The organism is Brevibacillus sp. B_LB10_24 (genome assembly GCF_046036945.1).
In the GTDB taxonomy this organism is placed as follows: Bacteria; Bacillota; Bacilli; order Brevibacillales; family Brevibacillaceae; genus Brevibacillus_C.
Genome location: NZ_JBJQOQ010000039.1, coordinates 24,021 through 48,991, shown reverse-complemented (window position 1 = coordinate 48,991; position 24,971 = coordinate 24,021). Strand labels below are relative to the sequence as shown.

The following is a 24,971-nucleotide window of genomic DNA, read 5'->3' as shown; positions in this document are numbered from 1 at the left end:
CAAATACATGCTTCCCTGCCTATGTCCAGCGAAGAGGTTCGGGAATGGCGTCATTCATCTCCCACCTACTTTGCTGAGGAAGGAGACTTCTGACGCAAGTTGTTAAATAACATCTGATCAACTAAACCTTCCTCTATCAATCCGTAAGCGATGCCAAGGATAAGCATAGTCGCCGGACCAAGTCCAGATCTACGTGTAATCTCACGTATAAGCAGGGCGCCACCGCCATAAAGAGGTGCGATAAAAGGAACCAATATAATTTGAGATAATGTGAGGTTGCCGAGCAAGTATTCACCAAATATCGGCGCGAGAAAGAACAGCAAAACAGCCGGTAAAAGTCGTTTCTCCCCAGTTTTGGGTACTAATGGGTCTCTCTTGTTCTTATTTATCATGATTCCTCCGTTCACAGCCAATACAGAATGCGGATGGGCAATCCCCTTTCAAGAAAGGCGCGCCTTTTTGGAATTACCTTATGTCTTTTGTACTTTTCGCCAGTATTGACGAGTTTCTTCTTCACGTACGATATACCCAAGTTTTATCAGTTCATTTCGAAGCTCTTTTATATCTTTAACGTCTTTCTTTTGCAAGGCCATTTCTCTCGCCCTCATGAAAGCATTAGCAGTTGTCGATAGTTCAGGCGTATCCGGCACCCATCGTCTATACTCATATCTAAATGGATCCCCCTCTGACGACCAGGAATAACCATGTTTCTTGAAGCCATCAACGACCGTTTTTGGGGATTCATCCATTTTCTCCCGTGCAAGTTCATATCCCGATTTCCCGAGGATCACCAGTTGTTTCCCATCTAAGAAAACCGTGTCGATCTCCTTTCGTCCGATGGTTTGCTTGTGTCCATCTTTATCGAGTTGAACTGCTTCATCCGTAATGGTTACAACAAGTGTCTCCTTCACCGCGATAGAGGCAACTACCAGGCCTGCGATGAAACCCAGAAGCGCTATAATCAAATTCGCCCAAATGCCGCTAAAGGAGTTGACCAGTTTCAAAGGTCCCTCAAATGGCACCCACGGAAGTTTTACCGCCCAGGCTGCCAATTGCGGCAGGAAATAGCCCAGTACAAGTCCTGCTGCACCAAACCCTCCATACAGAATGATTCCCGTTGTTGCTGAAAAGCCTACAACCGTTTTTTTATTGTTTGGTGATATAGACCCCGTCATTTCGTTCACCTTCCATTGTTTAAGATTTCTTTTCCTTCGTGCTGATGACGGCTTTCTCAATAATGCTTGTGAGCTCGCTGCAATATGTTTCTAGATCTACCTTCTTTGTTATGGAAGCGTTAAGCATATACTCTCCAATCGCACCTTGAATCAAATTGGACATAACATCTACATGAAAGTCTCCAAAGACTCCTTGTTCTTGGCCATCATGCAGGATTTGTTGAAGTTCATTCATGACGGGATCTTCTTGGTCATCACTTAACTTGTAGTAGGGAATATTCTCGGGTGTTCTAGCATTAAAAATAATTTCCAACAGGGCTGTATTACGTTCATGATGGGTACCTTGATAAGCCAGACTTGCTTGTATAAATGCATGCAGTTTTTTCTGGGGAGTATCTTCTCTGCCTACTCTCTCCAATATGTACGCAGTAGATCTTTCTACAAGGCTGGTTAGTAAATGATTCATCAAATCGCTTTTATCCGAAAAGTGATAAGAAATCAGTCCTGTGCTGATTCCCGCATTTTTCGCAATCTGAGCAAGGCTTGCTTTTACGTAGCCAATATCATCAAGTGTTTTAATCGCAGCTTCTATAATTTGTTCACGTCTTGCCTCAGCGATAAACGACTGTTTTCCTTTTTCATGGTTGGCTTCCTTCATAACACTCATCCTTCAATATTTTAATTGACTGTTCATTTTTTTGTTTGATTAACCAATCAAATAATACCATAAAAAAACAGCCGCTGCAACGGTGAAAACCGGCTGTTGCCGAAGGTGGTGCCAAGATCATGTCAGGAGGGACAGAGCGGACCGACTTATGGCACTGGTGACGCTCTGTTCCTCCTAGTGAAGCCAATGATACTCTACATTTGGCGTTTCTTCCTTAGAACTGGCCGGCAGCAGAAAACGGTTAGGATTGGACCATGAACGGATCGGGACGGATTGATCGGAAATGATCACTTCGGTGCCCGGCGAGACAAAAGAGTACAACTCCTCAATATCCGCGTTGGACAGGCGGATGCATCCGAGGGAGACGGATTGCCCGATGCTTTTGGGATTGTTGGTTCCGTGTATGGCATACCCCTCATCGTCAAAAACGAGTCCGCGCGAGCCATAGATATGATCGTGTCCGCGGGGCCGGCTGATTTTTTCCAGGATGGCAAAATAACCCTCCGGTGTGGCATTCTCTTTGCCGATGCCGATCGCATATCGCCGCACCGGATGGGAGCCGCTCACGAGCGACAAACTGTACGAGCCTTGGTGAATGTATATTTGCAGCGGCTGAAGCGGCACAGCCGGTTCGGGATAAGAGAGCAGCGGCAAAACCTCGCTCATGCTGGCCCACGCCTGCTCAGGCCGAAACGCTTCAGGCCGATAGGTCCAAGCCGGACTGCTGCCGTTTCCTTTTTGCAAAGCGATGGATGGCTGAGGGATGCCTGACAAGATATTGTCCGGGTATCCGGCTGCCAGGTCCTGCAGCTGGCGCGGCAGGCTGCCTTTACGCTGGTAGGTGCGATATAGCGCATTTCGCAGCGTAAGCGCTTGTTCCAACGTACGCTGTTCCATGGCGAGCGACTTTTTTGCCGTCTGGACGAGCGGCTCTTTATCGCAGGTCGGACAGTTCTGCGGATACCAAGCCTGCTTCAGTATGGTGTGATTTTCCGGGTTGTACTCGATAATACCCTTGATCCGTGTCGGTTGATAAAACAACAAAGGAGTAAAGAGCGATACACCCTCCGTTTCCGGTACAAGAATCACCGAATACGGTTTGTGCAAAGCCGGATGGCGGGAGCGCAAATACTGCAGCACCTGCTCTGTTACCTGCGCCGCGGGCATTTGATCGGGGACGGCTATTACTTCAACGTGTTTGCTTTCCGAAGGTTTTTCTGTCGCAGGCGTCCGCTTCTCTGCCGTCTTTTCATTTTGCGGCAGCTGCCCAGGGTGCTCTCCAACGGAAATCGGAAAACAAAGAATCAGAGCAAAAAGGGCTACTAATCCGCCAATCGAGCGAAACAGACCAGGCGTCATGCGTTTTTTCTGTTTGCGCAGCAGGTTATGGTATGCTTCCCGCGCTTCCTCGCTAAATTCGCTCGGTTTGGTATGCAGCGCTCTGCGATAGGCTTCGAGTGCTTCTTGTTCTTTTCCCCGCTTTTCCCATTCACGGCCAAGAAACAGCCAGCCTACCGTCTCTTCGGGATGCTGTTTCACGAAAGACAGATGAAAAACCAGATCATCCTGATCGGGATAGGTTAGCAAAAAGGTAGCTTTTTCCTGCAGAAATTGGGCTTTGTTCACCTGCAATTCCTCCCTACTGTTGTTTATCGGAAAATTTAGGGAAAGGTGTTAGATCATAGGGACTGCAGGTATCCTTGATTGATGCGGCAATCGTTGGCGGAGGCATTGCGGGTTTGGTGGCGGCGATTGAGCTGGCCCAGGCGGCAAGTCCGTTGTCCTTTTCGAGAAGTCCAGCCAGCTTGGCGGTCGGGCGATATCTGTCAAGAAAAACGGGGCTATCTTCGATCTTGGCTCGCATGCAATAATCAAGGGAGGGGCAATGGATGTTTGCTGCAAACCCGGATAAGTTGACACATGTGCAGTAGCGGAATGATTTACCAAGAGGAGATGTATGACTCCAAACTTATCATTATCAGAATGAGAGGGGATGATTGATTTGGATATCGATTTCTATAGGAAATGGGCTTGCCAAAAAATGATCGAATCTTCGCAAAGCAATATATGGGAAGGACATTGGACGTGTGCGGTTATAGCTTTGACTAAACTCTTGGAAGAAAAACTTGTACCTGTCTCGTTGGAAGATCTGATTCGTAAAAATCTTGTCAAAACTGTGGATGAACATGCAAACGAACAGCAGTACCGGATAAACAAAGAATACGAGGGCTTTCCTGCTCAACTGATGAAGCTGCTTGTCCAAAATCACCATACATGCCATGCTCTTGGTCATGACGTGATTTACACTTTCTATTTGCTGAGTACGCTCTCTCGTTCCGATATTCCGGCAACTGTCGAATTGTTTGATGCCATGGAGAAAATTGTTAGAGGTTTCGCAGCATCAGGTCCCGGTTTTGTTACAGTGAATGGGGAGAATATCGTCATTGATCCTGACGGCATACCGAATACAGGTTCAAAATTAAACCTGACTCCGGAGGCTGTGCTTGATTTACTCGATAACTTTCAGAGACCGCTGCAAATGGAGAAAGGCGATATGCAGTTGGGGCATATTCTTACGCATGGTCACGCTATTGTAGAAATGAAACAAGCTTATCGCAATTACATACACGACAACCTCGACCCGGCCTTTTACGCAAGAATTAACATCTTGACTTATGCAAATACACTCGAGGAAAATTGGGTTGAATCCGATATGGCGATTACGGAAACCGAGTTGAATCCATTGGAACCTTCCTATTGGGAACAAGCATTAGCTGAAAGCAGGCATGGCCATTATTATAAATATGCGTACAGTTATCTGCGACTTTGCCGAATGTCGGGCCGCAGACCAACCGATTTTCGATCGTTCCAGCGGATTCTTTAAACAAGGTTTGTGAAACCTGAATATTTGGGTTTCCCATCGTTTTATCCCAATATAAACATCAAAAGCCCGATGATCGCAAAGATCTATCGGGCTCCCTCAAATGCACGCTTTATACAATTACGGCTTTACTACCTTCAAGCTCTCTTCCCTGATCAACTCCAGCAGCTCCATCTTCAACTCAAAGAAGTCAGAGCTGTTTTTGACGCTGTATTCCCGAGGCCGCGGCAGGGTGACCGGGATGCTTTTCTTTAAACGCCCCGGACGGGCGGTCATTACGTAAACCGTATCGCCCAAAAAGACCGCTTCCTCGACGTCGTGCGTGATAAAGAGGATCGTCTTCTTGGACTCTTCCCAGACCTTCAGCAGGATCTCCTGCATGATCGCCCTCGTCTGGGCATCGAGCGCTCCGAACGGCTCATCCATCAGGAGAATCTCCGGGTCGTTGGCCAGCGCCCGCGCGATCGCAACGCGCTGCTTCATGCCCCCGGACAGTTGTATCGGGTAGTGCTTCTCAAAGCCGGACAGGCCGATCAGCTCCAGGTAATGCCTGGCCACGTCAAGCCGTTCTGCTTTCGAGACGCCTTTCAACTGCAGACCAAATGCGATGTTGTCCTCGACAGTCAGCCACGGGTACAGCGTGTAGGACTGGAATACCATCCCCCGGTCCGGGCCGGGTCCGTGGATTTCCCTGCCATCCAGGCGGACGCTGCCGGAAGAAGGCTCTTCCAGACCGGCGACGATTCGCAGCAGGGTGGACTTGCCGCAGCCTGACGGGCCGAGGATGGTGATAAATTCGCCCTCCTTGATCTCAAAGGAGGTCTTGTCCAGTGCTACCGTCTCCCCTGACTTGGTGGAGAATACTTTTCCGACCTGATCGATGACGAGTTTTGCCGTTTCCATCTTAGGCACCTTCCCTTCTCATCCATCTGAACGACGCCCGGTAAATCGCTTTGAAGATGATGTCTGTGATCAGCCCCAAGAGGCCGATGATCAGGATCCCGACGATGATCTTGTCCGGCTTGAGAAAGCGGGAAGACTGCATGATCATGTAACCGAGCCCGTTAGCCGCTCCGACGATCTCGGCGACGACCAGGTAGGTCCAGGCCCATCCGAATGTAATTCGCAGCGTATCGACAATCCCGGGCAGGGAGGCCGGCAGGATTACCTTGTAAAAAATCTGCGAACGGCTCGCGCCCAGCGTATAAGAGACCTCAATCAAGTCGTTCTGCACGTTTTTCGTCACGTCCATGACCATCAGGGTCATCTGGAAAAACGTTCCGAAGAAGATAACAGCCATTTTTTCCGTTTCATCCAGACCCAGCCACAGGATAAACAGCGGGATAAAAGCGGAAGCCGGCATGTAGCGGATAAAGCCGATAAACGGTTCAAAGGCGCCTTCGGCAATCCGCAGCGTGCCCATCAGGGTGCCGAGCGGGACGGCGATCACAGCAGCGGCGACGAAGCCGAGGAACACGCGGGTGAAGCTGATGCCGATATCGGCGAAGATCTCCCCGTCGCTGAACAGCGCGATGGCCGTTCTGACGATCTTGTCAGGAGGCGGCAGGAACAGCGGATTGACCACCCCTCCGTACGTCAGCGCAGACCAGAGCGCCAAAAAGACGAGGAAAACGACTACGCCGGCTAGAACGTACACTTTCCGGGGGATCTCTTTTTTAGGAGCAAACAAATGATTCCTCACGATTTTTCCTCCCTATTCACAAATAAGGGAGGCCCCTTCGGGCACTCCCTCTAACCGTGTTTTGACTAGAAGCTATCTTACAATCCTTCTACAAAAGACGGGTTAATCATCTCTTCCGGAGCAGGAGTCTTATCAATCACTTTTTGTTCGAGGTAGAAGTCTATGGCGTCTTTGGCTGATTGATAGAGCGGCCCGGGGCTGCTGCTGGTTCCCAGCGTCTGTTTGTTCTCCTCTTTCCCCAGGAATTTCAAGCCTTTGGCCGTGTCGACAAACTCATTAACATCAATTTTCAGGCCTTTGGCCATAATCTCGTGGGACTCGTCCTCATGCTCTTTCCAGTAGTCCATCGCTTCCGCCATCGCTGCGACGAATGCTTTGACATCGTCCGGACGCTTGTCTACGACATCCTTCCGGAAACCGACCGCGTCGACGATAATTCCCGGCAGGTCTTTTGTCGACAGAAGCACTTTGCCGTCTGCAGCGGAACCCTTCGACAGCCACGGTTCCCAAGTAACTGCAGCATCTACCTTCCCAGCCGTGAACGCGGCTCCGGCATCCCCGGCCGTCATATTGATCGCTTCGATGTCCTTCTCTGTCAATCCGGCTTGCTTCAACGCCGTGAGCACCAGCAGGTGGCTGGTCGTACCAATTTCAAACGCCACTTTTTTTCCTTTTAAGTCTGCAGGGGATTGAATCTCTTTTTTCGCGAGAATGCCGTCGCCGCCGTAAGAGTCATCCAGCACCCAGACTACCTGGTTCGGCACTTCGGATGCAGCTAATGTAGCCAGTACGTCCAAAGCAGTAGCCATGCCGTCCACTTTGCCGCCGGCGATCGCCTGTTTGCGCTCAGCCAGTCCTTCGATGATCGACAGCTCTACCTTGACGCCGTGTTTCTCGAAAAAGCCCTTCTCTTGGGCCAGGAACAACGGTCCATACCCGGTCCAGGTGGGCAGTGTGACCCGCAGCGGTTCTGCATTTCCGGCTCCCTTGGACTGATCGGCCGCCGTCTGCTGGTTCCCTGCGCCGTTGCCGCAAGCGGCCAGGCTGAGTGATAATGCCAATGAACATATGATTGCCAGTACCTTTTTCATCTTCATTCCTCCGTGTTGTGTGTTCGCCTACAAAATGTCCTTTAACGCTTGTACAAACGCCTGGACTTCGTCTTCTTTGCCGACCGAGATTCTCAGCGAGGTGGTCAGTCCGTAGCCGGTCAAGGGGCGAACGATAATGCCGTATCCTGTCGCCAGCCGGTCGAACATCTCCTGGTTGTCTCTGCCGGTGTCTAAGAAGACAAAGTTTCCGTTGGTTTCGATGTAGGCGAGTCCTAGCTCCTGGAAAGCTTCGTACATAAGCTGTTTGCCCGCTTCGTTGATTTGTTTGGAACGTATGGCGTGCTCTTCGTCGTCAAGGCTGGCCAAGGCCCCGGCCTGGGCGATGCCATTTACGTTGAAGGGAAGGCGGACGTGCCTGAGCGCCTCGATGAGCTTGGCCGAACCCATGGCGTAGCCGATTCGGGCCGATGCCAGTGAGTGTATCTTGGAGAACGTGCGGACGACCAATACAGGCTTGTCATCTGCGATAAACTCCACAGCGGTGCGATACTCGGGGGAGACCGCGTAGTCGTGATACGCCTCATCGATCACCACGAGCACTTGGCTTGGCACCTGTTCCAGAAAGGCTGCAATCTCATCTCGCGGGGTGACTTTTCCCGTCGGGTTGTTGGGATTGCACAGGAAAATGATCTTGGTCTTTTCGGTTACGCTGGCCAAAATGGCCGCAAGATCAATCGAAAAGTCCTGCTTCATCGGCGTGATGACAGGTGTCGCTCCCATCAGATGCGTTGCGCCGAGATAGGAAGAAAATGTAACTTTCGGGATGATAGCTTCGTCTCCGGGCTCCAGGAACGTCTGCGCAATCATCTGAATGGCTTCATCCCCGCCGTTGGAGAGAATCACCTGTTCAGGCGAGATCCCTTCGATCTCTGCAATCCGCGCCAGCAGCGGTTCCCCGTGCGAGTACGGGTACAATTGCAGCTTTTCCACTTCCTGACGCATCGCTTCCAGCGCTTTTGGAGACGGACCCAGCGGATTTTCGTTAAAAGAAAGCTTCATGACGGTTTCCTTGCCTAAAGCCTTCTTGATTTCTTCTACCGGAAGATCGGGAAGGCCGCAGGTGTAAGGAGTCAAATTGGGGTATACCCGACGCACCATCTGCTCTAGTCTCATCGTATCCTTCCTCACGTTTCTTGGAGTTATTGTTGCGCTCTGCCCAGTTCGTCTGCCTTCTGCACCGCGTCGATGACCATCTGGGGCGATACAGCAAACGGCATGTTGGCCATATCCTCGATCGTCACGGTCACTTCGCCCAGCCGCTGCCAGTCCTCAGCAGTAAGCGGGCGAACCCCCATCTCCGGCAAGCTGGCAGGCAGCCTGACCTGGCGGTAGTAAGAGATAAGCTCGCGAATCTCCTGCTCCTTTCTGCCTTCCAGCGCCAGTTGCGCGAGGATGCCAAAGGCGACAATTTCGCCGTGGTAGGTTTCATGGATTTCCGGAAAAATCGTCAATCCGGAGTAGATGGCGTGAGCCGCAGCCGTCCGGCAGTCATCCCCGCCATAGCCGCTGACACTGCCGCTGAGCAGAATAATCGCGTCGATCACATCTTCGAGCACCGGGGTGACCTGGCCCTGCTCCAAAGCTGACACCGCTTCTTTTCCCGACTCCAGCAAGAGCTCGTAGACGACCTTGGCCAATCCCACGGCACTTTTGACTCTGGCGCTCGGCACCGCTTTCTGTGAAGTGGCGCGAGATTCAAACCACTTGGCCAGCGTATCGCCAATGCCCGCAATCAAAAAGCGGACGGGCGCTTTGCTGATGACCGCCGTATCGACCAGCACCAATTCCGGGGCTTTCGACCGGCGGCTGATCTCCGTAAAGGTGCCGTGATCGTCGTATATAATGGCAATGGAGGTGGTCGCAGCGCACGTAGCCGCGATTGTTGGGATCGCGATGACCGGCAGGCCGACCCGATACGCCGCAGCCTTCACCGTATCCATAACTTTCCCTCCGCCGATTGCGATCAACATATCAGGCTTGCGCTGTTCGACCTCTGCCGCCAGGCGATCGATATTCGTCCAGGACGATTCTCCGCCGTACCAAAAGGGGGCGCCTGCCTCGATTCCTTGTTCTGCCAAGCTGGCGACGACTTTTTCGGCAGTGACAGACAAGGCGGTATGTCCCCCGATCAGGAGGGCTTTCGTCCCGAATTGTTTGCCATACTGTCCAACTTCCGATAAGATTTCAGCTCTTCTGATGTATTTCCCCGGTCCTACAACTGCTTCCATGCTTATCACCATTTTCTCTGCAAAATTATGCAAAAAACCGTATACCATATTCAACATCACTCAATTTTATAGAGAATAAGAAACAATGTCAACATTCAATTTCACGTCTGGCGTTGGCCGCTCACATCTTCTTTACGCGAGCCGAACGCGCCGAAAACCATCCTTGCAGCCCAAAAATGATGACTGTCCCGGCGATAAGTATGGTTGAAACAGCGGCGATCGTCGGGTTGACCTGGGTACGCATGTATTCCCACATGACGATCGGGAGCGTTTTTGTTTTGGCCCCTGACAAAAAGATAGAGACAACCACCTCATCGAGTGAAGTGATAAAGGCGAATAGCGCTCCTGAGAGGATAGCCGGGCGGATCAGCGGCAGTGTCACTTTAAAGAAGGCGCCTACGGGTGTGGAACCCAAGCCCATCGCCGCCAATTCCAGATTGCGGTCTACCCCTTTCAGACTGGCCGTAACCGTTACAAACACGATGGGAATAGCCAACAATGTATGGCCCAGGACCAATCCCGTCAGGCTGTTCGTCAGTTTGAGCGGAGCAAATGAATGATACAAGGCAATGCCGACGATAATCACCGGGATGATCATCGGAGCAACCATCAAGGCCATAAATGCCTTTTTCCCCCAAAAAGACAATTTCGTCACGGCAACGGCTGTCATCGTCCCCAATACGGTTGCTAGAATTCCGGTGAAAAACGCTACCTCCAGGCTGCGCAACAATCCCTCAACCCACTCTCTATTGTCAAGAAAGCTGACGTACCACTTCAGCGAGTAACCCGGAGGCGGGAACTGAAAGAAGCTGACAGAGGTAAATGACAACGGAATTACTACGAGAATCGGGGCAATTAAGGCAAAGAGAATCAGGCCCACAATGATTTTCAGCCACACCTTCACGTCAACTCCTTCCATACAGGGTTATTCCGCGTGATCAGGAAAGAAGCAAACAGAAGCAGCAGCGTAACCACAAAGAGTACCAAGGCAATCGTGGAAGCCAGATGCCAGTTTAATGTCGTACTTACATTATCTTGAATTAACATCGAGACCATGATATTTTTGGGACCGCCCAGCAAAGCAGGGGTAATAAAGTAACCAAGACTTAAAACAAACACGAGCAAACTGCCGGAAAAAACGCCCGGCAGCGACAAAGGAAAAAACACCTGCAAAAAGGCTTGCCATGGCCGTGCTCCGAGACCTTGCGCGGCTTGCGGCAGGCGCTCGTCAATTCCCTGCATCACCGCAAACAGATTTAACACCATATAGGGCAGCAGCACGTGCACCATGCCGATTACAACCCCGGTCGTGTTGAACAGCAGCGGCAGTGGCTGATCAATCAACCCGATGGTCATCAGGAACTTATTGATCACACCCTGATCCTGCAGCAAGATGGTCCAGGTGAATGTACGAACCAAAAGGCTGATCCAGAAAGGAATCAAGATCGCCCCAAAAATCAGCTTTTTCCACCTCGGCGATTCTATTTTCACTAGCAGGTAAGCGACAGGATAGGAAAGAATCAGAGTGAAGAACGTAACCAGAAAAGCGATCTTGAACGTCAGCCAAATCACCTGCATATATACCTTTTGCAAGAAAAAATGAGCGAGGTACCGCAGCGTAAAACCGCTTTCGTCATAGACGCTCAGTTTAAAGAGTCCAATCATGGAAAAAACCATAAAGAACAGCACATAAGCAAGCGGAATCAAAAGCAACAGCCATTGCAGCCCGGGAATACCCATCAGCTTGTGATAGCGGGATTCTTTTTTGAGCTGTATGGGCGATTCTCGTTTTACCTCAAGCATACCTTCATCCTCCTCGCTTATTGCAGGAGCCATTGCTCAAATCGTTCATTTACTGCGTCAAAGTTTTCTACCCACCATTTATAGTCAACATATATTTGACTTTGGGCGTTTTCGGCAGATTGGCCCAAACGTTTTCTGACCTCCTCTGGCAGCAGGTCGATCGCCTTCGAAGTAGTCGGGGCGTAGTCGATAATGGAGGAGAAGGCAGCTTGCTGCTGGGGATCGGCCGCAAACGCGATAAATTTCATCGCCAGTTCCTTATTTTTGGTCCCCTTCGGAACAATCCAGACATTGCTCAGAATCAGTCCCTGGCTAAAATCCACATCTTCCGGAGCGCCTTGCCCTTTGGCAGTCGTGATCCGGCCGTTCCACGCTTCGGCCAAGACTACTTCGCCGTTAGCCAAAAGCTGCGGAACCTGTGCCCCTGTGGTCCACCACACTTTCACATCCTTCTTAATCTTGTCCAGACTTTTCAGCGCCCGGTCAACATCCAGCGGATACAACTCTTCCGGTTTCACGCCGTCGGCGAGAAGCGCTGCTTCCAGCGTACCGGTAGGGTACTTCCACATGGAACGAGGACCCGGGAACTTCTTGGTGTCCCAAAAATCAGCCCAACTTTTCGGATGGTTTTCGGCAGAAAAGGTGTCCGTATTGTAGGCAATCACAGCGGAAAACAGCTCGGCGCCAACACCGTAATCATTGATCAGCTTTGGGTCAATTCCGTCGGTTTTAATGACATCGAAATCCAGCTTTTCGAGCAGGCCTTGCTGCCCGCCGCGGATCGAAAAGTCAAAATCTACATTGGCTACATCCACTTCAACGTTGCCGCTCTCCACCATCGCTTTTAATTTGCCGTAGTCCGGCGGGGATACAACGGTAATCTTGACCCCGTATTTCTGCTCGAACGGGTCAAACGTAGATTTTTTATGGGCGTCAGTAAAAGCTCCCCCCCAGTCGACGACCACCAACTCTTTTGCGCCATTGCCAGTGCCCTGGCTTCCGGATGCCTCCCCGGAACCTGACTGTGCCGCCGGTTGTCCCCCGCCGCCTCCGCAGGCGACCAGGCTCAGAGATAATAGCAGGCTTGCAAAACCCCCTACCGTTTTTTTCAACATGTGGATTCCCCCTGTTTTCGTTTTTTTCTGTCGCTTTTTATGCTATTACCTCGTCTGCGAGCAAGGTGGCATCCTTGCTGTTCCATCCGAGAAGAACCTCTTTGCCGCAGGAAATGGAATCAGACATATACGCAGGTATCTTGACGAGAATTTCCTGCCCCGCCTTTGTTTTCACTTTGGCTTTGATTGCTTCGCCGACGTAAATGGTTTCCGACACCTCGACGGAGACGGTATTTTGAAATTGCGATGGCTCCTTGGCGATTTGCAGGTTTTCCGGACGGACCGCCATCAGCCACGATTGATTCTTTTTCTCCCTGACCTCCTCCCCTGCTTCTACCTCAGCAATCAGATCGCCCAGAATCCTGACTTTGGCACAACCTTTATCGACGCCGCGAAGCTCGCCATGAATCAGGTTGATTTCACCGATAAATTCGGCTACAAACCGATTTTCCGGCCTCTTGTAGAGGTTTTCGGGTGTATCAATCTGTTCGATCCGCCCGTGATTCATCACGCAGATTCTGTCCGACATCGTCAAAGCTTCCTCCTGATCATGCGTGACGCTAATCGTGGTAATCCCCACTTTCTGCTGGATCTGCTTGATCTCCAATTGCATCTGTTGGCGCAGGTTTTTGTCCAGTGCGCCAAGCGGCTCATCCAACAAAAGCAGGGGAGGATTAAAGACGATCGCTCTGGCCAACGCGACACGCTGTTGTTGTCCGCCGCTAAGCTGCTTGGGGTATCTCGCATCATATTGCTCGAGGTGAACCAATTTCAAAATATTCAGAACCATATGGTTTATATCAGCCTTGGCTATCTTACGAAGACGAAGGGGATAGGCAATGTTGTCAAACACAGTCATATGAGGAAACAGCGCATAGTTTTGAAAGAGCATCCCCACTTCCCGTTCGTAGGCCTTCTTCACGGTTATATCTTGATCGTTTAATAAAATCGATCCGCTGCTTACCTGTTCGAAGCCGGCGATTAGTTTGAGCAAAGTCGTTTTTCCCGAGCCGCTTGGTCCCAGAATCGTCAAAAACTCGCCATGGTGAACAGTCAGGCTTACATCGTCAACTGCTCTGAACTTTTTATAGTATTTTGTCGCATGTACAACCGACAAACTATCTCCAATAGCCACTGGCAGACTCCCCCTTTGTTGTCTCTTATCCGGCTTGAAGTCGTTTTTGCAGCGCAATCAAGGTTATGAATTCATGCACGATGTTAGCGGCAGCTGCTGCTGTGATTTGGCCGTGATCATAGGCAGGAAGAACTTCCACCAGGTCAAAGGCGACAAAGTGGATGTCCGTCAAGCCCCTGACCAAAGCCAGGGCATCGTCTATGCTCGCCCCCGCTACTTCGGGCGTCCCGGTACCCGGGGCATAAGCCGGATCGAGAAAGTCAATATCAAAAGATAAAAAGGCTGGTCCCTCGCCGACTCTTTTACGGATCACGCGCAGCATCTCATCGACCCCGGCCTGCTTGTATTGATTGGTCGTCCACAGCTCAAAGCCAAGCTCGCGGGCAGCTTCCAAATCTTCGGGGCCGTACAAGCTTCCGCGCATCCCTACTTGTATGGAGCGCGACACATCCAGCAGCCCTTCTTCCACCGCACGGCGAAATGGCGTTCCATGGTTGTACTTCTGGCCAAAATAACTGTCCCATGTATCGGAGTGGGCATCAAAGTGGACCAGACCGACAGGGCCGTACGTCTTTGCCACGGCGCGAAGTTCACCCAGGGTAATCGAATGATCTCCGCCTAACACGATTGGGATGATCCCGCGCTCGACTATAGGTGATAACCCCTCGACGATTTTATCGTACGTTTCCCCTATATACCCTGGAATCACCGGAATATCTCCATAGTCTACACCAGAAACATAATCGAACAGATTGATGTTTTGCTCAGGATGATACGGTCTTAGCAGGCTGGAGAAGTCCCGGATCGATTCAGGGCCGAACCGTGCCCCGGTCCGAAATGACTGCCCTGTATCAAAGGGAATCCCGGTAACGACAAAGTCCATATTTTCATCCAGCTTCTCTTCAAAAGGAAGCCGCATGAAGGTGCGCGGGCCGCAAAACCGCGGCGATTGAAACGAATCTTTCGGTTGATATTTGGGCATAATCCTCTCCACCTTCGTCAAAATTTAACCGCCAGCAAAATAATGTTCTGTTATTTCAAATAATTCTATCAATTACAGCCGTCTGACACAAGCAGGGAAAAGAGAAAAAATGAACCCGCTCAACAAGGAGCGGGCGTGAAAAAAGCCTTTATGGTACAGACAAGCCTGCAGACTCTGCCAACAGCTCGATGAGATGGAGCGTCCTGACCTCTCGGGACAGCCCTTCCCGCTGCACCCCCAGCTTCATCTGCAGCAGACAGCCCGGATTGGTCGTCACGATGATGGTCGCCTTCGTCGCTTTCATCGTTTCCATCTTCACGTCGAGGATTTCCATCGACTCTTCGTAATTGACTACGTTGTAGATCCCCGCCGACCCGCAGCACTGGCCCGGATTGGCCATCTCCCTGAACGTAATTCCCGGAATCCGCTTGATCAGCTCCAGCGGCTCGCGGACGACCTTTTGCACATTGGACATGTGGCAGGAGCGCTGGTAGGTTACCACCTCGTCGATCGGATGCTGCAAGGGCAGCTCGCACTGTGCCAGCACCTGGCTGATATCGCGGGTTTTCGCTACGAACTTGCGCGCACGCTCCTCCCACACGGGATCGCCGTGGAACAGGTGATGGTACTCGACCAGCAGGGCGCCGCAGCCCCCGGCGTTATTGACGATAAAATCGGCATCGAGCTGCTCAAACGCCTCAATATTTTGTTTGGCCAGCATCACCGTGTCGTCTCGCCGCCCGGCGTGGGCGTGCAGCGCGCCGCAGCAGGTTTGCCCGCCGACGACGTGCACCTCGCAGCCTGCCATGGCCAAAAGCTCCATGGACAAGCGGTTGATTTTTTCAAACATCGCATCCATGATGCAGCCGGTGAAAAAGGCAACTTTAAACCGCGCAGCCGTGCCGGCAGGCGGCTGAAAAGCAGCAGGCCGCTTCCGCCGGGCGGAGGGCGAACTCACTTCCGGCAGCACCTCTTCAAACGCGGAGAGATTTTCCGGCAGGATTTTGGTCAGCTTGCCTTTCTGCGCTGCCTTCTGCAAGCCTGAGGACTGGTACAGCCAGATCAGATCGGCAGTCGTGCGCAGCTTTTTGGGATCCGGAAAGACCTTTTGAAACATCACGTCCTGCATCCATTTCACCGGTTTGGAGGTGCTTTGTCCCTTGTGCTCGTGCAGCACTTCTCTCGCTTCCTCCAAAATCTTCCCGTACTGCACTCCTGACGGACAGGCAGGCTCACAGGCGCGGCAGCCCAGGCAGAGATCGAGCGGCTCCTGCAGTTCATCGAGCGATATCTGCCCCTCTGCCGCCATTTTCACCAGGTTGATCCTCCCCCGCGGGGAGTGCGTCTCCTTGCCCATCGTCATGTAGGTCGGACAGGCGGGCAGGCAGTACCCGCACTGAACGCATTGGATCGTTTCATCGTAAGGCAGTTTTTTCATGGCGCTCTATCCTTCCGTCAAAACGAGCCGTTGGCCGGGCTTGGGAAAAATCTTGCCGGGATTCATAATGTTTTTCGGATCCAGGCTCTCCTTGATCCGCTTCATCACGTCCAATCCGGCAGCGCCGAGCTCCATCTCCATAAACGGCGCTTTCATGTTGCCGATGCCATGTTCCCCGGAAAGGGTGCCGCCCAGCGCGATCGCTGCCTCAAAGATTTCCGCTACAGCCTTCTCGACACGCTTCATTTCTTCTTGATCACGTTTGTCGGCGATGATATTGGGATGCAGATTGCCGTCTCCGGCATGGCCAAAGACGACGAGATTCACCTGGTACTTGTCGCGGATTTGCTTCAACCGGGCGAACATCTCCGGAATCTTGCTCCGCGGAACCGTCGCATCCTCGGAGATTTTCGTCGGCTTCATCCGCACGATCGCCGGAGAGACCATTTTCCGCGCCTTCCACAAGGCCTCCCGCTCTGCTTCCGTATTGGCAATCTCCACCCGGCTCGCACCGATGCGTTCGCAGATCCGCGCCGCTTCCTTGATCTCTTCTTCTACGGCACGAGGATGGCCGTCCACCTCGATCAGGATGATCGCCTCTGCCTCCACCGGGAGTCCGCACGGCTGGTAGGCTTCTACCGCCTTGATGCAGGCTTGATCCATGATCTCCATCTTGGCCGGCAGAATCCCCGACGTCAGCACGCGCGAAATCGCTTCACCTGAGGTGACGATGTCGTCGAAAATTGCCATCAGGGTGGCCGTGGCCGGCGGCTTGGGGATGAGCTGCAGGATCGCCTCGGTGATGATCCCGAGCGTCCCCTCCGAACCGACGATCAGCTTGGTCAGATCGTAGCCGGTCACGTTTTTTATCGTCCGTCCCCCGGTGCGGATGACCTCCCCCTGGGGCGTAACCACCTCCAGGCCGAGTACGTAATCCTTGGTCACCCCGTACTTCAGCCCTCTGGGGCCGCCGGCGTTTTCCGCCAGGTTGCCGCCGATCGTCGCCACCGCCGAACTGCTCGGGTCAGGCGGATACATCAGGCCTACTTGCTCAGCCGCCTGGTGGATATTGGCCGTGAGCACGCCGGGCGACACGATCGCGATCAGGTCGTCCGCGATGATCTCCAGCCGCTGGTTCATGTGGGACATGTCGAGCGCAATCCCCCCCTCAACGGGGAGGGGACCGCCCGACAGCGAAGTAGAACGCCCCCGCGGATAGATCGGTATCGTCTGCTCGTAAGCCAATTTGACGATGGCAGCCACCTCTGCCGTGGTTTTGGGCTGCACCACCAGTTCTGGAAGGTGCGTCCCGAAGGAAGCGTCAAAGGAGTAGCTGGCAAGGTCTGTCCGCTCCGTCAGGACCCGCTTGGCGTCGGGGACGATCTCCCTGATCTTGCCGAGAATCTCTGCATCAACCTGTCTGTACTTCACCGCATTCACCCTCGTTCAACTTTACATCTCTAACTGAAAGGACATGAATTTGTAATCCAGATAATCCTCAATGCCGTACTTTCCGCCCTCGCGCCCTACGCCCGACTCCTTGACACCGCCAAACGGCGCCTGCGCGACTGTCGGGACCGGATCATTGATGCCGACGATGCCGTAGTCCAGCGCTTCGGCGACGCGGAACATGCGGGAGCCGTCTTTGGTGAAGACGTAAGAGGCAAGGCCGTACACCGTATCGTTGGCGCGGCGGATCGCTTCTTCCTCTGTATCAAATGTAAAAATCGGCGCGACCGGACCAAAGGTCTCTTCATAGGATATTTTCATCTCATGGGTAGCGTTCAAGAGCACAGTCGGCTGGAAGAAACATCCAGCAGCATACGCGCCCTGCTCCAGCTTGCTTCCGCCGCAGACGACCTTCGCTCCCTTGCTGACAGCGTCGTCGATGTGCTCCTGGGCTTTCTCGACAGCCTGGCGGTCAATCATCGGTCCGATGTTGACGCCCTCCTCCAAGCCGTTGCCCACGACCAGCCGGCTTACTTTTTCCGCCATGATCGCAGCGAATTTCTCCGCTACCGATTTTTGCACATAGATGCGGTTGGTGCAGATGCAGGTTTGCCCCGCGTTGCGGAACTTGCTGGCGATCGCGCCCTCTGCCGCCTTCTCCAGGTCGGCGTCTTCGAAGATGATAAACGGAGCGTGGCCGCCCAGCTCCATCGATACTTTTTTCATCGTATCGGCCGATTGGCGAACCAGTTCCTTGCCCACCTCGGTAGAGCCGGTAAAAGTAATTTTCCGTACGACTGAGCTTGCCATCATCGCACCGACCACTTCAGACGCGGAGCCGTTCACCAGGTTGGCCACGCCTTTGGGCAGACCAGCCTCGTGCAGCGCCTTGAACACTTCGATGGCGGCAAGCGGCGTGGCCGAAGCGGCCTTCAGGATGATCGTGCAGCCAGCTGCCAGCGCCGGCGCCAGTTTGCGGGTGATCATCGCGATCGGGAAGTTCCACGGCGTAATCGCCCCGACGACCCCTACGGGCTGGCGGGTGACGATAATCCGCTTGCTCGGCGAGGAGGCGGGAATCGTGTCGCCGTAGATGCGCTTTCCTTCCTCGGCATACCAATCGAGATAGTCGATGGCCAGGCCGATCTCGCCTTTGGACTCGGCCAGCGGTTTGCCCATCTCGCGGGTGATCAGAGCAGCGATCTCGTCCACTCTGCCGCGCAGGATGTCTGCTGTGTTTTTCAGGTACGTATAGCGCTCCTTGGCGGTCAGACGTGCCCAGGCGGGAAATGCAGCCTGGGCGGCGTCGATAGCGGCCTGGGTATCAGCCGCTCCTCCTTTGGCGACTGTCGCGACCGTCTCTCCCGTCGCCGGATTGGTCACGTCAAACGTCTTGCCGGACTGGGCCTGGCACCACTCTCCATTGATGTACAACATGCTTGTCTCCTCCTTTTTTAGGCTCATTCCGCGAGCGACGACTTGATGATGGCCATGGCTTCATCGATTTCCGCTTTCGTGACGGTCGTCGGCGGGATAAACCGGATGACGTTTTTATCTGTACCGCAGGTGAGCAGTATCAGCCCTTTTTCCAGCGCTTTCTTCTGCAGAGCGCTGACGGCAGCTGCATCCGGTTTGCCGTCTGCCGTGATGAATTCCACTCCGATCATCAGTCCCAGACCGCGGATATCCTTAATAGTGGGAACATTCGCCTGAAGCTTCCGTAATTCCTCCATGAAGTACGCACCCATTTTGACGGCATTTTCAAGCAGACCGCCTTCAAGCAGTTCGATCACGGCCAGCGAAGCCGCACAGGCAACCGGATTGCCGCCGTAGGTGCCTCCGTGCGTACCGGCAGTCCACTGGTCCATCAGGTCGGCGCGAGCCACCAATGCACTCAGCGGGAAGCCGTTGGCGATCCCTTTTGCCAGCGTCAGGATGTCCGGCTTCACGTCAAAGTGCTGCCAGGCAAACATTTTTCCGGTGCGGCCGAATCCGGTTTGAATCTCATCGAAGATCAACAGGATGCCGTGCTGGTCGCAGATGCGGCGAAGTTCTTCGACGAACGCTTTTGGCGGCACGATGTAGCCGCCTTCGCCCTGGACCGGTTCCAAGATGATCGCGGCGACCTGGTCAGGAGCGATCAGGAAGCGGAAGATTTCCTCCAGAGAGTGCAGGCAGCGCTTGACCTCTTCTTCCTCCGACAGGCCCGTGCGCAGGGCATAGGGGTATTCCGCGTAGTAGACACTTGGCAAAAGCCCTTCGTAATCTTTGCGGTACTGCGAATTGGAAGCCGTCAGCGTCGTGGTGGCCAGCGTACGCCCGTGGAAGCTGCGCTTGAACGAGATAATGCCGGGACGCTTGGTCACTTTTTTCGCCATTTTGATGGCCCCTTCATTTACCTCTGCGCCGCTGTTGGAAAAGTACACCTTGCAGTTGCCGCCGTTCAGCTCGTTCAGCTTTTCGGCCAGCTCGACGTAGACCGGGTAGTAGACTACGTTGTGCCCGCCGTGGATCAGCGTGTCTATCTGCGCCTTGGCCCGCTCCACGACCAGCGGATGATTGTGTCCGACGTTCGTCACCGCTACGCCGCTGGCAAAGTCCAGGTATTTCTTGCCGTCTTCGCCCCACAGATAGGAGCCTTCTCCCTTGACGACGCCAAGCGTGGTCGCTCTCGACGCTACCGGAGGCATTACGGCGTTGGCCCGTTCGAATAAAGATTTGGTTTGTGTTGTCATGGTCTCCCTCTCCCTTGAACATTTTGATCTATGTGTGTATGCTGCCGGCGGTCTGCGGCTTCAGCCAGCTGCCCGCCATGTCCCGGATCATCCGCGGCACCGTCTCAAACGAATACGGTTTGTAGACCCGCTCGGTCCAGCGGTGGGCATCCAGTCCGAATACCCCGACATTGATGGCCGGCACATTCAGATCCCTGATTTTCTTCACCGGCACCGGATAGATTTTGTCCCACTCCGGGAAGTTGTCGATGAGCGAAGCTACTTCTTCGTCCGTATCGTGCAAAGACAGGTAGCTGCTGTCCGTCAGGTACGGGAAGAAGCGTTTGACCGCAAAGCTCTCTCCGGTCTTGCCTTCCCACCGGGCGATGACATCGGAAATGACGTGAAGCACTTCCTCGTCTCTGGCGCTGTCCCCTTTCAGGTAGTTGTGAGGGCAGTACGGCGGGGCAAAGAATATCACGATGGACGGTTTGCCGCTGCGATCCAGCTTCCGCAGCGTATCGACAATCTCGAAGCAGAGCTCGCGAAGCTCCATCCCCTGATGCTCGGCTGCGACCCGGGCCGTAACGGCTCTGACGTCAACGCCCTGTTCGCCCAGCATCCGGCAATACTCCTCGTAGGTGTACACCTCCAGCTCCCAGTCCGGCCCCTCCTCCGGAAAGGCGTTGACCCGGGCAAAGGTGCGGTACTGTGCCTCGTAGTAGTTTCTGATATTTTCCGCTGCAGCGGCCGCCACCTTTTTCAGCTTGCTCATGACCTCTTTCGGCGACGCCTCCAAGACCATCAGGTTAAAGTAAAGATGGCTTGTCACCGCTGTCTGCACGTTGTAGAACGCCTTGGTATCCCGCTGGTACAAGGCGGACGGGGGCGTCATCATCTCTCCCTCCACCTGCTCTGTAAGCTCCATGTTGTTGTTGATCAGCCTGTTGAGCTCAGAGGTGACGAGTGTCGGATCCAGCCCGAACAGCGTCTGTCCCACGTGCGTTTCTCTGCCGTAGACGTAAAAACACGGCAGCAGCTTGCCGCCAGCCCCGGTATAGATGTACTTCCTGGGATCTCCCGGGTAGAGCGGAGAAATGTAGTCATTGTTGATGGCCACGACGTACTCCAGCTGCTCTTCCTGCCGCAGACGCAAGAGCTCGTCCACAGAGGCAATCACGCCTGTATGCTGATTTTCCTCAACCGGGTTGGCCATAAAGATGATCTCGCCGTCCCATTCATCGCGATGTTCGCTGAAGTACAGGACATTGACCAGATGGACGGCGACCCCGCTCTTCATGTCGACGGCTCCGCGGCCAAACATCCAGTCGCCGGATAATGCGTGCTCCCGGACTTCTTTATTCCCATCCCACTGTTTAAAAAAATGCAGCAGCTCCTCGGGATGATTCGCGATGCTCTCCTGCTGACCGTAATCTTCGATCCCTACCGTATCGATATGGCTGTGGAAAATAACGGTTTTCTTGGCATTTCCCCTGCCTTTTACCCGGGCAAACACGTTTTTCCGGCCCAGCTGGTCGTCCGGCAGGAACTGCGTCCAGACCCGATCCGGATGCTTTTGAAAGTAAGGAAAGGTTCGCAAAATGGCTTCGACTTTATCGGCGATCTCTACTTCACCGCTCGTGCCGTTGATACTCAGTGTCTGAACCAGAGCAGTCGTCAGCTTCTCCACCTGTTCAAACAATGAGCAGTCCTTTATTTCGAGATACACTGTATTGCCTCCTGACTGTAATTTCTAGTATCCTCTCAGCGCCTCTACCAGGTTCTTCATCGGTCTATCTTTGCGGTACGAGAGCAAATTTTCGATAAAGATATCGACACAGCGATCGACGTAATAGATCGACTTTGCCGACATATGCGGCGTCAGGATCAGATTGGCGCATTCCCAAAGCGGGCTGGATTCGGGGAGCGGCTCCTGCTGAAACACGTCAAAGGCCGCCCCTTTCAACCTGCCCGCGGCTAGCATTTTCGCCACGTAATGTTCATCGACGACGTCTCCGCGTCCGATGCTGATAAACACGGCATCCGGTTTGAGCAATTCCAGGCGTTCCGGCGAAAAAAGGCCGCTGGTCTGCGGGGTAGACGGCAAAATCGAGATGACGTAATCCGCCTTTTGCAGCTTGTCCAGCTCTTCGCCGATGCGGAAGGTCTGAAGAAACGGCTCGACCGGCCTGCCGCTCGTATTGACGCCGAACACCATCGTCCCGAACACGCTGAGCAGATTGGCGACTGCTTGGCCGATGACGCCTGTTCCGTAAATCAGCACCTCGCGTCCCAGCAGTTCGCCTACCAGCTTTGTCCGGTCGTATACTTTTTGCCGTTTTAGCGTGTTGTAGCGATCCATGTCTTTCTCAAAGTGGAGCATGCACATAATCACGTACTCACTCATCGGCCTGATGTGGATTCCTGCTGCATTCGACAGGCGAATCCTCCGTTCATGCAGATCTTGAAGCGGCAGATCCTCGAGACCGGCGCTAAACAGTTGAATCCACTGTACGTTTTGAAACAGCCGAATATTGTCGCGCGTCAGGTCGTTTCCATAAGTTAACAAAATTTCTGTATGTTTCGCTATTTCTTCGGGTATCTCTTCGATGCTTGCAAAGACTGCTGGCTCTTCTCCGGTCTTTTCGACAATCAGTTGTACGTGTCTTGGCAAAAGTTCATCTGTAGTCGAGACGATCATTGCTATCCCCCTATTTTTGCAGGATTGAAGGCAGCCAGGTGGACATTGCCGGGATGTATGTGATCACCAACAGGGTGAAAATCATCATGAACAGAAACGGCATAATCGCCATAACAATTTTTTCCAGCTGCGTTCTGCTCACACTGGAGGCAACAAACAAGTTGACGCCAAGCGGCGGAGTAATGAAGCCGATCGCCAGGTTTGCCACCAAAATGACGCCAAAGTGCACCGGGTCGACCCCTACTTTGGTCACGATCGGCAGCAGGATCGGGGCCAGTACGACCAGGGCCGAGATCGTATCGATAAACATCCCGACGATCAACAGGAAGATGTTGATTACCAGCAGGATGACGTATTTGCTGTCGGACAGCGAAGTGATGAAATCGGCGATCGCTTGCGGAATCTGCTCCAGTGTCATGATGTAGGCAAACGATATCGACAGCCCGATGATGATCATCGTGGAGGCGTTGATCACTACGGATTCGACGATGCTATCGTAGATGTCTTTCCAGGTCAGCTCGCGGTGCACAAACACCCCGATGATAATCGCGTAGACAACAGCGACGACCGCCGCTTCGGTCGGGGAGAAAATCCCGCCGTAGATCCCCCCGAGAATGATCACGGGGATCATCAGCGCCCATTTGGAGTCGTAAATGGCTCTGAGAACGCGCATAAATGTAACCTTTTCCGTGGAAGCCGCTACGTAGTTGCGCTTCTTGGCGATCGCATAGGAGACGATCATCAGGCCGATCCCGATGACGATCCCCGGGATGACCCCTGCGAGGAACATGCTGCCGACGGATACACCGGCGACGACCCCGTAGAGGACGAACGGAATGCTCGGCGGAATGATGACGCCAATCGAACCGGCCGCGGCCGTCAATGCCGCCGCAAATCCGGAGCCGTAGTTCTTCCCACGCATTTCCGGGATCATAAACGACCCAATCGCAGCTACTGTAGCCGGACCCGAACCGGAGATGGCTGCAAAGAACATGCAGGAGACGACCGTCACCATCGCCAGCCCGCCGACCATCCATCCGACGAGCACCGTGGCGAGATCAAGCAGGCGTTTGGAGACGCCGCCTTTTCCCATCAGGATGCCGGCCAGCATGAAGAACGGGATGGCCATGAGCGGAAAAGAGTCAAGCGAGGTGAACGCTTTTTGCGTGATTATGCCCAAAGGCAGGTCAGTCGTAAAGAAAATCGTTATCAGCGCGGCCAGCCCAAGGGCGATGGCAACCGGAATATTCAAGATAATGAACAGGAACAGACTTCCGAATAATGTAAGAACGGTCACGTTTTGGTTCCCCCTTTCCCATCAAACGCTATTGTTTTTCTGGTTTAAACAAGAAATACAATTGTTGTATCAGCCTGATCGACATCAGCAATCCGCCTAGCGGAATGGCAGAATAGACCAACCACATCGGAAGCTGCATTGCGGGGGAACTCTGACCTTTTGACAAGATCGTCGTCACCAGGCTTGTACCGGCAACCGCCAGGAAAACAGCAAGACAAAACCAGAGGATAATGGCAATAAAATCGATACATTTTCTACCTGTTTCGTTAAACAGATTTTTAAACGCTTCTACCTTGATGTGTTCGCGCTTGCGAACGGCAAAACTGGCTCCGATCCAGATCTGCCAAATGTGAATGTACCTCGCCAATTCTTCTGACCAGGATAAAGAGGATTCGAAGACATAACGACAGAGGACCTGCGCAAAAATCAGCACGACCATGGCGACCATCGTCAAAACGAGAAAAACTTCTTCCAGCCTTTCGTCCAGCAGCTTTTTGAGTGACACGCGTTTCACTTCCTTTTCCCAGTCAGTAGAAAATCGATTCCTTATGTCCTGCCCATCAATCTGGCAG

The 24,971-nt window shown here is 53.1% G+C and carries 22 protein-coding genes and 1 pseudogene; 2 read left to right on the top strand and 21 right to left on the bottom strand.

Going from position 1 to position 24,971, the window contains the following annotated elements:
* Positions 1-470: 470 nt before the first annotated feature.
* The 3 genes from ACI7RC_RS24170 to ACI7RC_RS24160 form a co-directional block, all read right to left on the bottom strand.
* Positions 471-1,175 carry a YqeB family protein gene (locus ACI7RC_RS24170; RefSeq protein ID WP_408110738.1) on the bottom strand — a complete coding sequence of 235 codons (705 nt, stop codon included), beginning with the start codon at positions 1,173-1,175 and terminating at the stop codon, positions 471-473.
* A 19-nt stretch (positions 1,176-1,194) separates the two neighbouring features.
* Positions 1,195-1,833, bottom strand: a complete 639-nt coding sequence (locus tag ACI7RC_RS24165) for a TetR/AcrR family transcriptional regulator (RefSeq protein WP_408110737.1) — start codon at positions 1,831-1,833, stop codon at positions 1,195-1,197.
* A 183-nt stretch (positions 1,834-2,016) separates the two neighbouring features.
* Entirely contained in the window at positions 2,017-3,468 is a 1,452-nt protein-coding gene (locus tag ACI7RC_RS24160; protein ID WP_408110736.1) for a L,D-transpeptidase family protein, read from the bottom strand.
* A gap of 190 nt (positions 3,469-3,658) precedes the next feature.
* On the opposite strand from ACI7RC_RS24160, the pseudogene ACI7RC_RS24155 reads away from it, so the two are divergent.
* Both ACI7RC_RS24155 and ACI7RC_RS24150 read left to right on the top strand, forming a co-directional pair.
* Positions 3,659-3,754 (top strand): annotated as a pseudogene (locus ACI7RC_RS24155) (hypothetical protein); the annotation flags it as partial.
* Between the two features lie 81 nt (positions 3,755-3,835).
* On the top strand, positions 3,836-4,726 hold the full coding sequence (locus tag ACI7RC_RS24150; RefSeq protein ID WP_408110735.1) for a hypothetical protein: 891 nt from the start codon (positions 3,836-3,838) through the stop codon (positions 4,724-4,726).
* 117 nt (positions 4,727-4,843) lie between these two features.
* Here ACI7RC_RS24150 and ACI7RC_RS24145 read toward each other — a convergent pair whose 3' ends face one another.
* The 18 genes from ACI7RC_RS24145 to ACI7RC_RS24060 form a co-directional block, all read right to left on the bottom strand.
* Positions 4,844-5,626, bottom strand: coding sequence for an ABC transporter ATP-binding protein (locus ACI7RC_RS24145; protein WP_408110734.1), 783 nt, complete (start codon positions 5,624-5,626; stop codon positions 4,844-4,846).
* A gap of 1 nt (position 5,627) precedes the next feature.
* Complete coding sequence (locus ACI7RC_RS24140; protein WP_408110733.1) at positions 5,628-6,425, bottom strand: ABC transporter permease; 798 nt, start codon at positions 6,423-6,425, stop codon at positions 5,628-5,630.
* 77 nt (positions 6,426-6,502) lie between these two features.
* The gene (locus ACI7RC_RS24135) at positions 6,503-7,516 is read right to left on the bottom strand and encodes an ABC transporter substrate-binding protein (protein ID WP_408110732.1); all 1,014 of its coding nucleotides are present in this window, start codon (positions 7,514-7,516) and stop codon (positions 6,503-6,505) included.
* 27 nt (positions 7,517-7,543) lie between these two features.
* The gene (hisC, locus tag ACI7RC_RS24130) at positions 7,544-8,650 is read right to left on the bottom strand and encodes a histidinol-phosphate transaminase (protein ID WP_408110731.1); all 1,107 of its coding nucleotides are present in this window, start codon (positions 8,648-8,650) and stop codon (positions 7,544-7,546) included.
* A gap of 26 nt (positions 8,651-8,676) precedes the next feature.
* The gene (locus tag ACI7RC_RS24125; RefSeq protein WP_408110730.1) at positions 8,677-9,765 is read right to left on the bottom strand and encodes an iron-containing alcohol dehydrogenase family protein; all 1,089 of its coding nucleotides are present in this window, start codon (positions 9,763-9,765) and stop codon (positions 8,677-8,679) included.
* 121 nt (positions 9,766-9,886) lie between these two features.
* Positions 9,887-10,669: an ABC transporter permease gene (locus tag ACI7RC_RS24120; RefSeq protein ID WP_408110729.1), complete on the bottom strand. Its 783-nt coding sequence runs from the start codon at positions 10,667-10,669 to the stop codon at positions 9,887-9,889.
* Positions 10,666-11,568 (bottom strand): ABC transporter permease, encoded by a 903-nt coding sequence (locus ACI7RC_RS24115; protein ID WP_408110728.1) that lies wholly within the window; start codon positions 11,566-11,568, stop codon positions 10,666-10,668. The genes ACI7RC_RS24120 and ACI7RC_RS24115 overlap by 4 nt, the downstream gene beginning before the upstream one ends.
* 17 nt (positions 11,569-11,585) lie before the next feature.
* Positions 11,586-12,683, bottom strand: coding sequence for an ABC transporter substrate-binding protein (locus ACI7RC_RS24110; protein WP_408110727.1), 1,098 nt, complete (start codon positions 12,681-12,683; stop codon positions 11,586-11,588).
* A gap of 37 nt (positions 12,684-12,720) precedes the next feature.
* Complete coding sequence (locus ACI7RC_RS24105) at positions 12,721-13,818, bottom strand: ABC transporter ATP-binding protein (RefSeq protein WP_408110726.1); 1,098 nt, start codon at positions 13,816-13,818, stop codon at positions 12,721-12,723.
* A gap of 25 nt (positions 13,819-13,843) precedes the next feature.
* On the bottom strand, positions 13,844-14,800 hold the full coding sequence (gene speB, locus ACI7RC_RS24100; protein ID WP_408110725.1) for an agmatinase: 957 nt from the start codon (positions 14,798-14,800) through the stop codon (positions 13,844-13,846).
* 148 nt (positions 14,801-14,948) lie between these two features.
* Positions 14,949-16,238, bottom strand: a complete 1,290-nt coding sequence (locus ACI7RC_RS24095) for a (Fe-S)-binding protein (protein ID WP_408110724.1) — start codon at positions 16,236-16,238, stop codon at positions 14,949-14,951.
* A 6-nt stretch (positions 16,239-16,244) separates the two neighbouring features.
* Positions 16,245-17,669, bottom strand: coding sequence for an FAD-binding oxidoreductase (locus ACI7RC_RS24090; RefSeq protein WP_408110723.1), 1,425 nt, complete (start codon positions 17,667-17,669; stop codon positions 16,245-16,247).
* Between the two features lie 21 nt (positions 17,670-17,690).
* A complete protein-coding gene (locus tag ACI7RC_RS24085) occupies positions 17,691-19,124 on the bottom strand; it encodes an NAD-dependent succinate-semialdehyde dehydrogenase (protein WP_408110722.1) in 1,434 nt (477 codons plus the stop codon).
* Between the two features lie 23 nt (positions 19,125-19,147).
* Complete coding sequence (locus ACI7RC_RS24080) at positions 19,148-20,422, bottom strand: aspartate aminotransferase family protein (RefSeq protein WP_408110721.1); 1,275 nt, start codon at positions 20,420-20,422, stop codon at positions 19,148-19,150.
* Positions 20,423-20,450: 28 nt separating this feature from the next.
* Positions 20,451-22,130: a M20/M25/M40 family metallo-hydrolase gene (locus ACI7RC_RS24075; RefSeq protein WP_408110720.1), complete on the bottom strand. Its 1,680-nt coding sequence runs from the start codon at positions 22,128-22,130 to the stop codon at positions 20,451-20,453.
* A gap of 24 nt (positions 22,131-22,154) precedes the next feature.
* Positions 22,155-23,102 carry a D-2-hydroxyacid dehydrogenase gene (locus ACI7RC_RS24070; RefSeq protein WP_408110719.1) on the bottom strand — a complete coding sequence of 316 codons (948 nt, stop codon included), beginning with the start codon at positions 23,100-23,102 and terminating at the stop codon, positions 22,155-22,157.
* A 10-nt stretch (positions 23,103-23,112) separates the two neighbouring features.
* Positions 23,113-24,399: a TRAP transporter large permease gene (locus ACI7RC_RS24065; RefSeq protein WP_408110718.1), complete on the bottom strand. Its 1,287-nt coding sequence runs from the start codon at positions 24,397-24,399 to the stop codon at positions 23,113-23,115.
* Positions 24,400-24,427: 28 nt separating this feature from the next.
* Positions 24,428-24,904, bottom strand: coding sequence for a TRAP transporter small permease (locus tag ACI7RC_RS24060; RefSeq protein ID WP_019123027.1), 477 nt, complete (start codon positions 24,902-24,904; stop codon positions 24,428-24,430).
* Between the last annotated feature and the right edge of the window lie 67 nt (positions 24,905-24,971).

Excerpts from the sequence above, each read along its gene's own strand:
- ACI7RC_RS24170 (WP_408110738.1), bottom strand. The coding sequence starts at position 1,175 with ATGACGGGGTCTATATCACCAAACAATAAAAAAACGGTTGTAGGCTTT.
- ACI7RC_RS24165 (WP_408110737.1), bottom strand. The coding sequence starts at position 1,833 with ATGAAGGAAGCCAACCATGAAAAAGGAAAACAGTCGTTTATCGCTGAG.
- ACI7RC_RS24150 (WP_408110735.1), top strand. The coding sequence starts at position 3,836 with ATGATTGATTTGGATATCGATTTCTATAGGAAATGGGCTTGCCAAAAA.
- ACI7RC_RS24145 (WP_408110734.1), bottom strand. The coding sequence starts at position 5,626 with ATGGAAACGGCAAAACTCGTCATCGATCAGGTCGGAAAAGTATTCTCC.
- ACI7RC_RS24135 (WP_408110732.1), bottom strand. The coding sequence starts at position 7,516 with ATGAAAAAGGTACTGGCAATCATATGTTCATTGGCATTATCACTCAGC.
- hisC (WP_408110731.1), bottom strand. The coding sequence starts at position 8,650 with ATGAGACTAGAGCAGATGGTGCGTCGGGTATACCCCAATTTGACTCCT.
- ACI7RC_RS24125 (WP_408110730.1), bottom strand. The coding sequence starts at position 9,765 with ATGGAAGCAGTTGTAGGACCGGGGAAATACATCAGAAGAGCTGAAATC.
- ACI7RC_RS24115 (WP_408110728.1), bottom strand. The coding sequence starts at position 11,568 with ATGCTTGAGGTAAAACGAGAATCGCCCATACAGCTCAAAAAAGAATCC.
- ACI7RC_RS24110 (WP_408110727.1), bottom strand. The coding sequence starts at position 12,683 with ATGTTGAAAAAAACGGTAGGGGGTTTTGCAAGCCTGCTATTATCTCTG.
- speB (WP_408110725.1), bottom strand. The coding sequence starts at position 14,800 with ATGCCCAAATATCAACCGAAAGATTCGTTTCAATCGCCGCGGTTTTGC.
- ACI7RC_RS24095 (WP_408110724.1), bottom strand. The coding sequence starts at position 16,238 with ATGAAAAAACTGCCTTACGATGAAACGATCCAATGCGTTCAGTGCGGG.
- ACI7RC_RS24085 (WP_408110722.1), bottom strand. The coding sequence starts at position 19,124 with ATGTTGTACATCAATGGAGAGTGGTGCCAGGCCCAGTCCGGCAAGACG.
- ACI7RC_RS24080 (WP_408110721.1), bottom strand. The coding sequence starts at position 20,422 with ATGACAACACAAACCAAATCTTTATTCGAACGGGCCAACGCCGTAATG.
- ACI7RC_RS24070 (WP_408110719.1), bottom strand. The coding sequence starts at position 23,102 with ATGATCGTCTCGACTACAGATGAACTTTTGCCAAGACACGTACAACTG.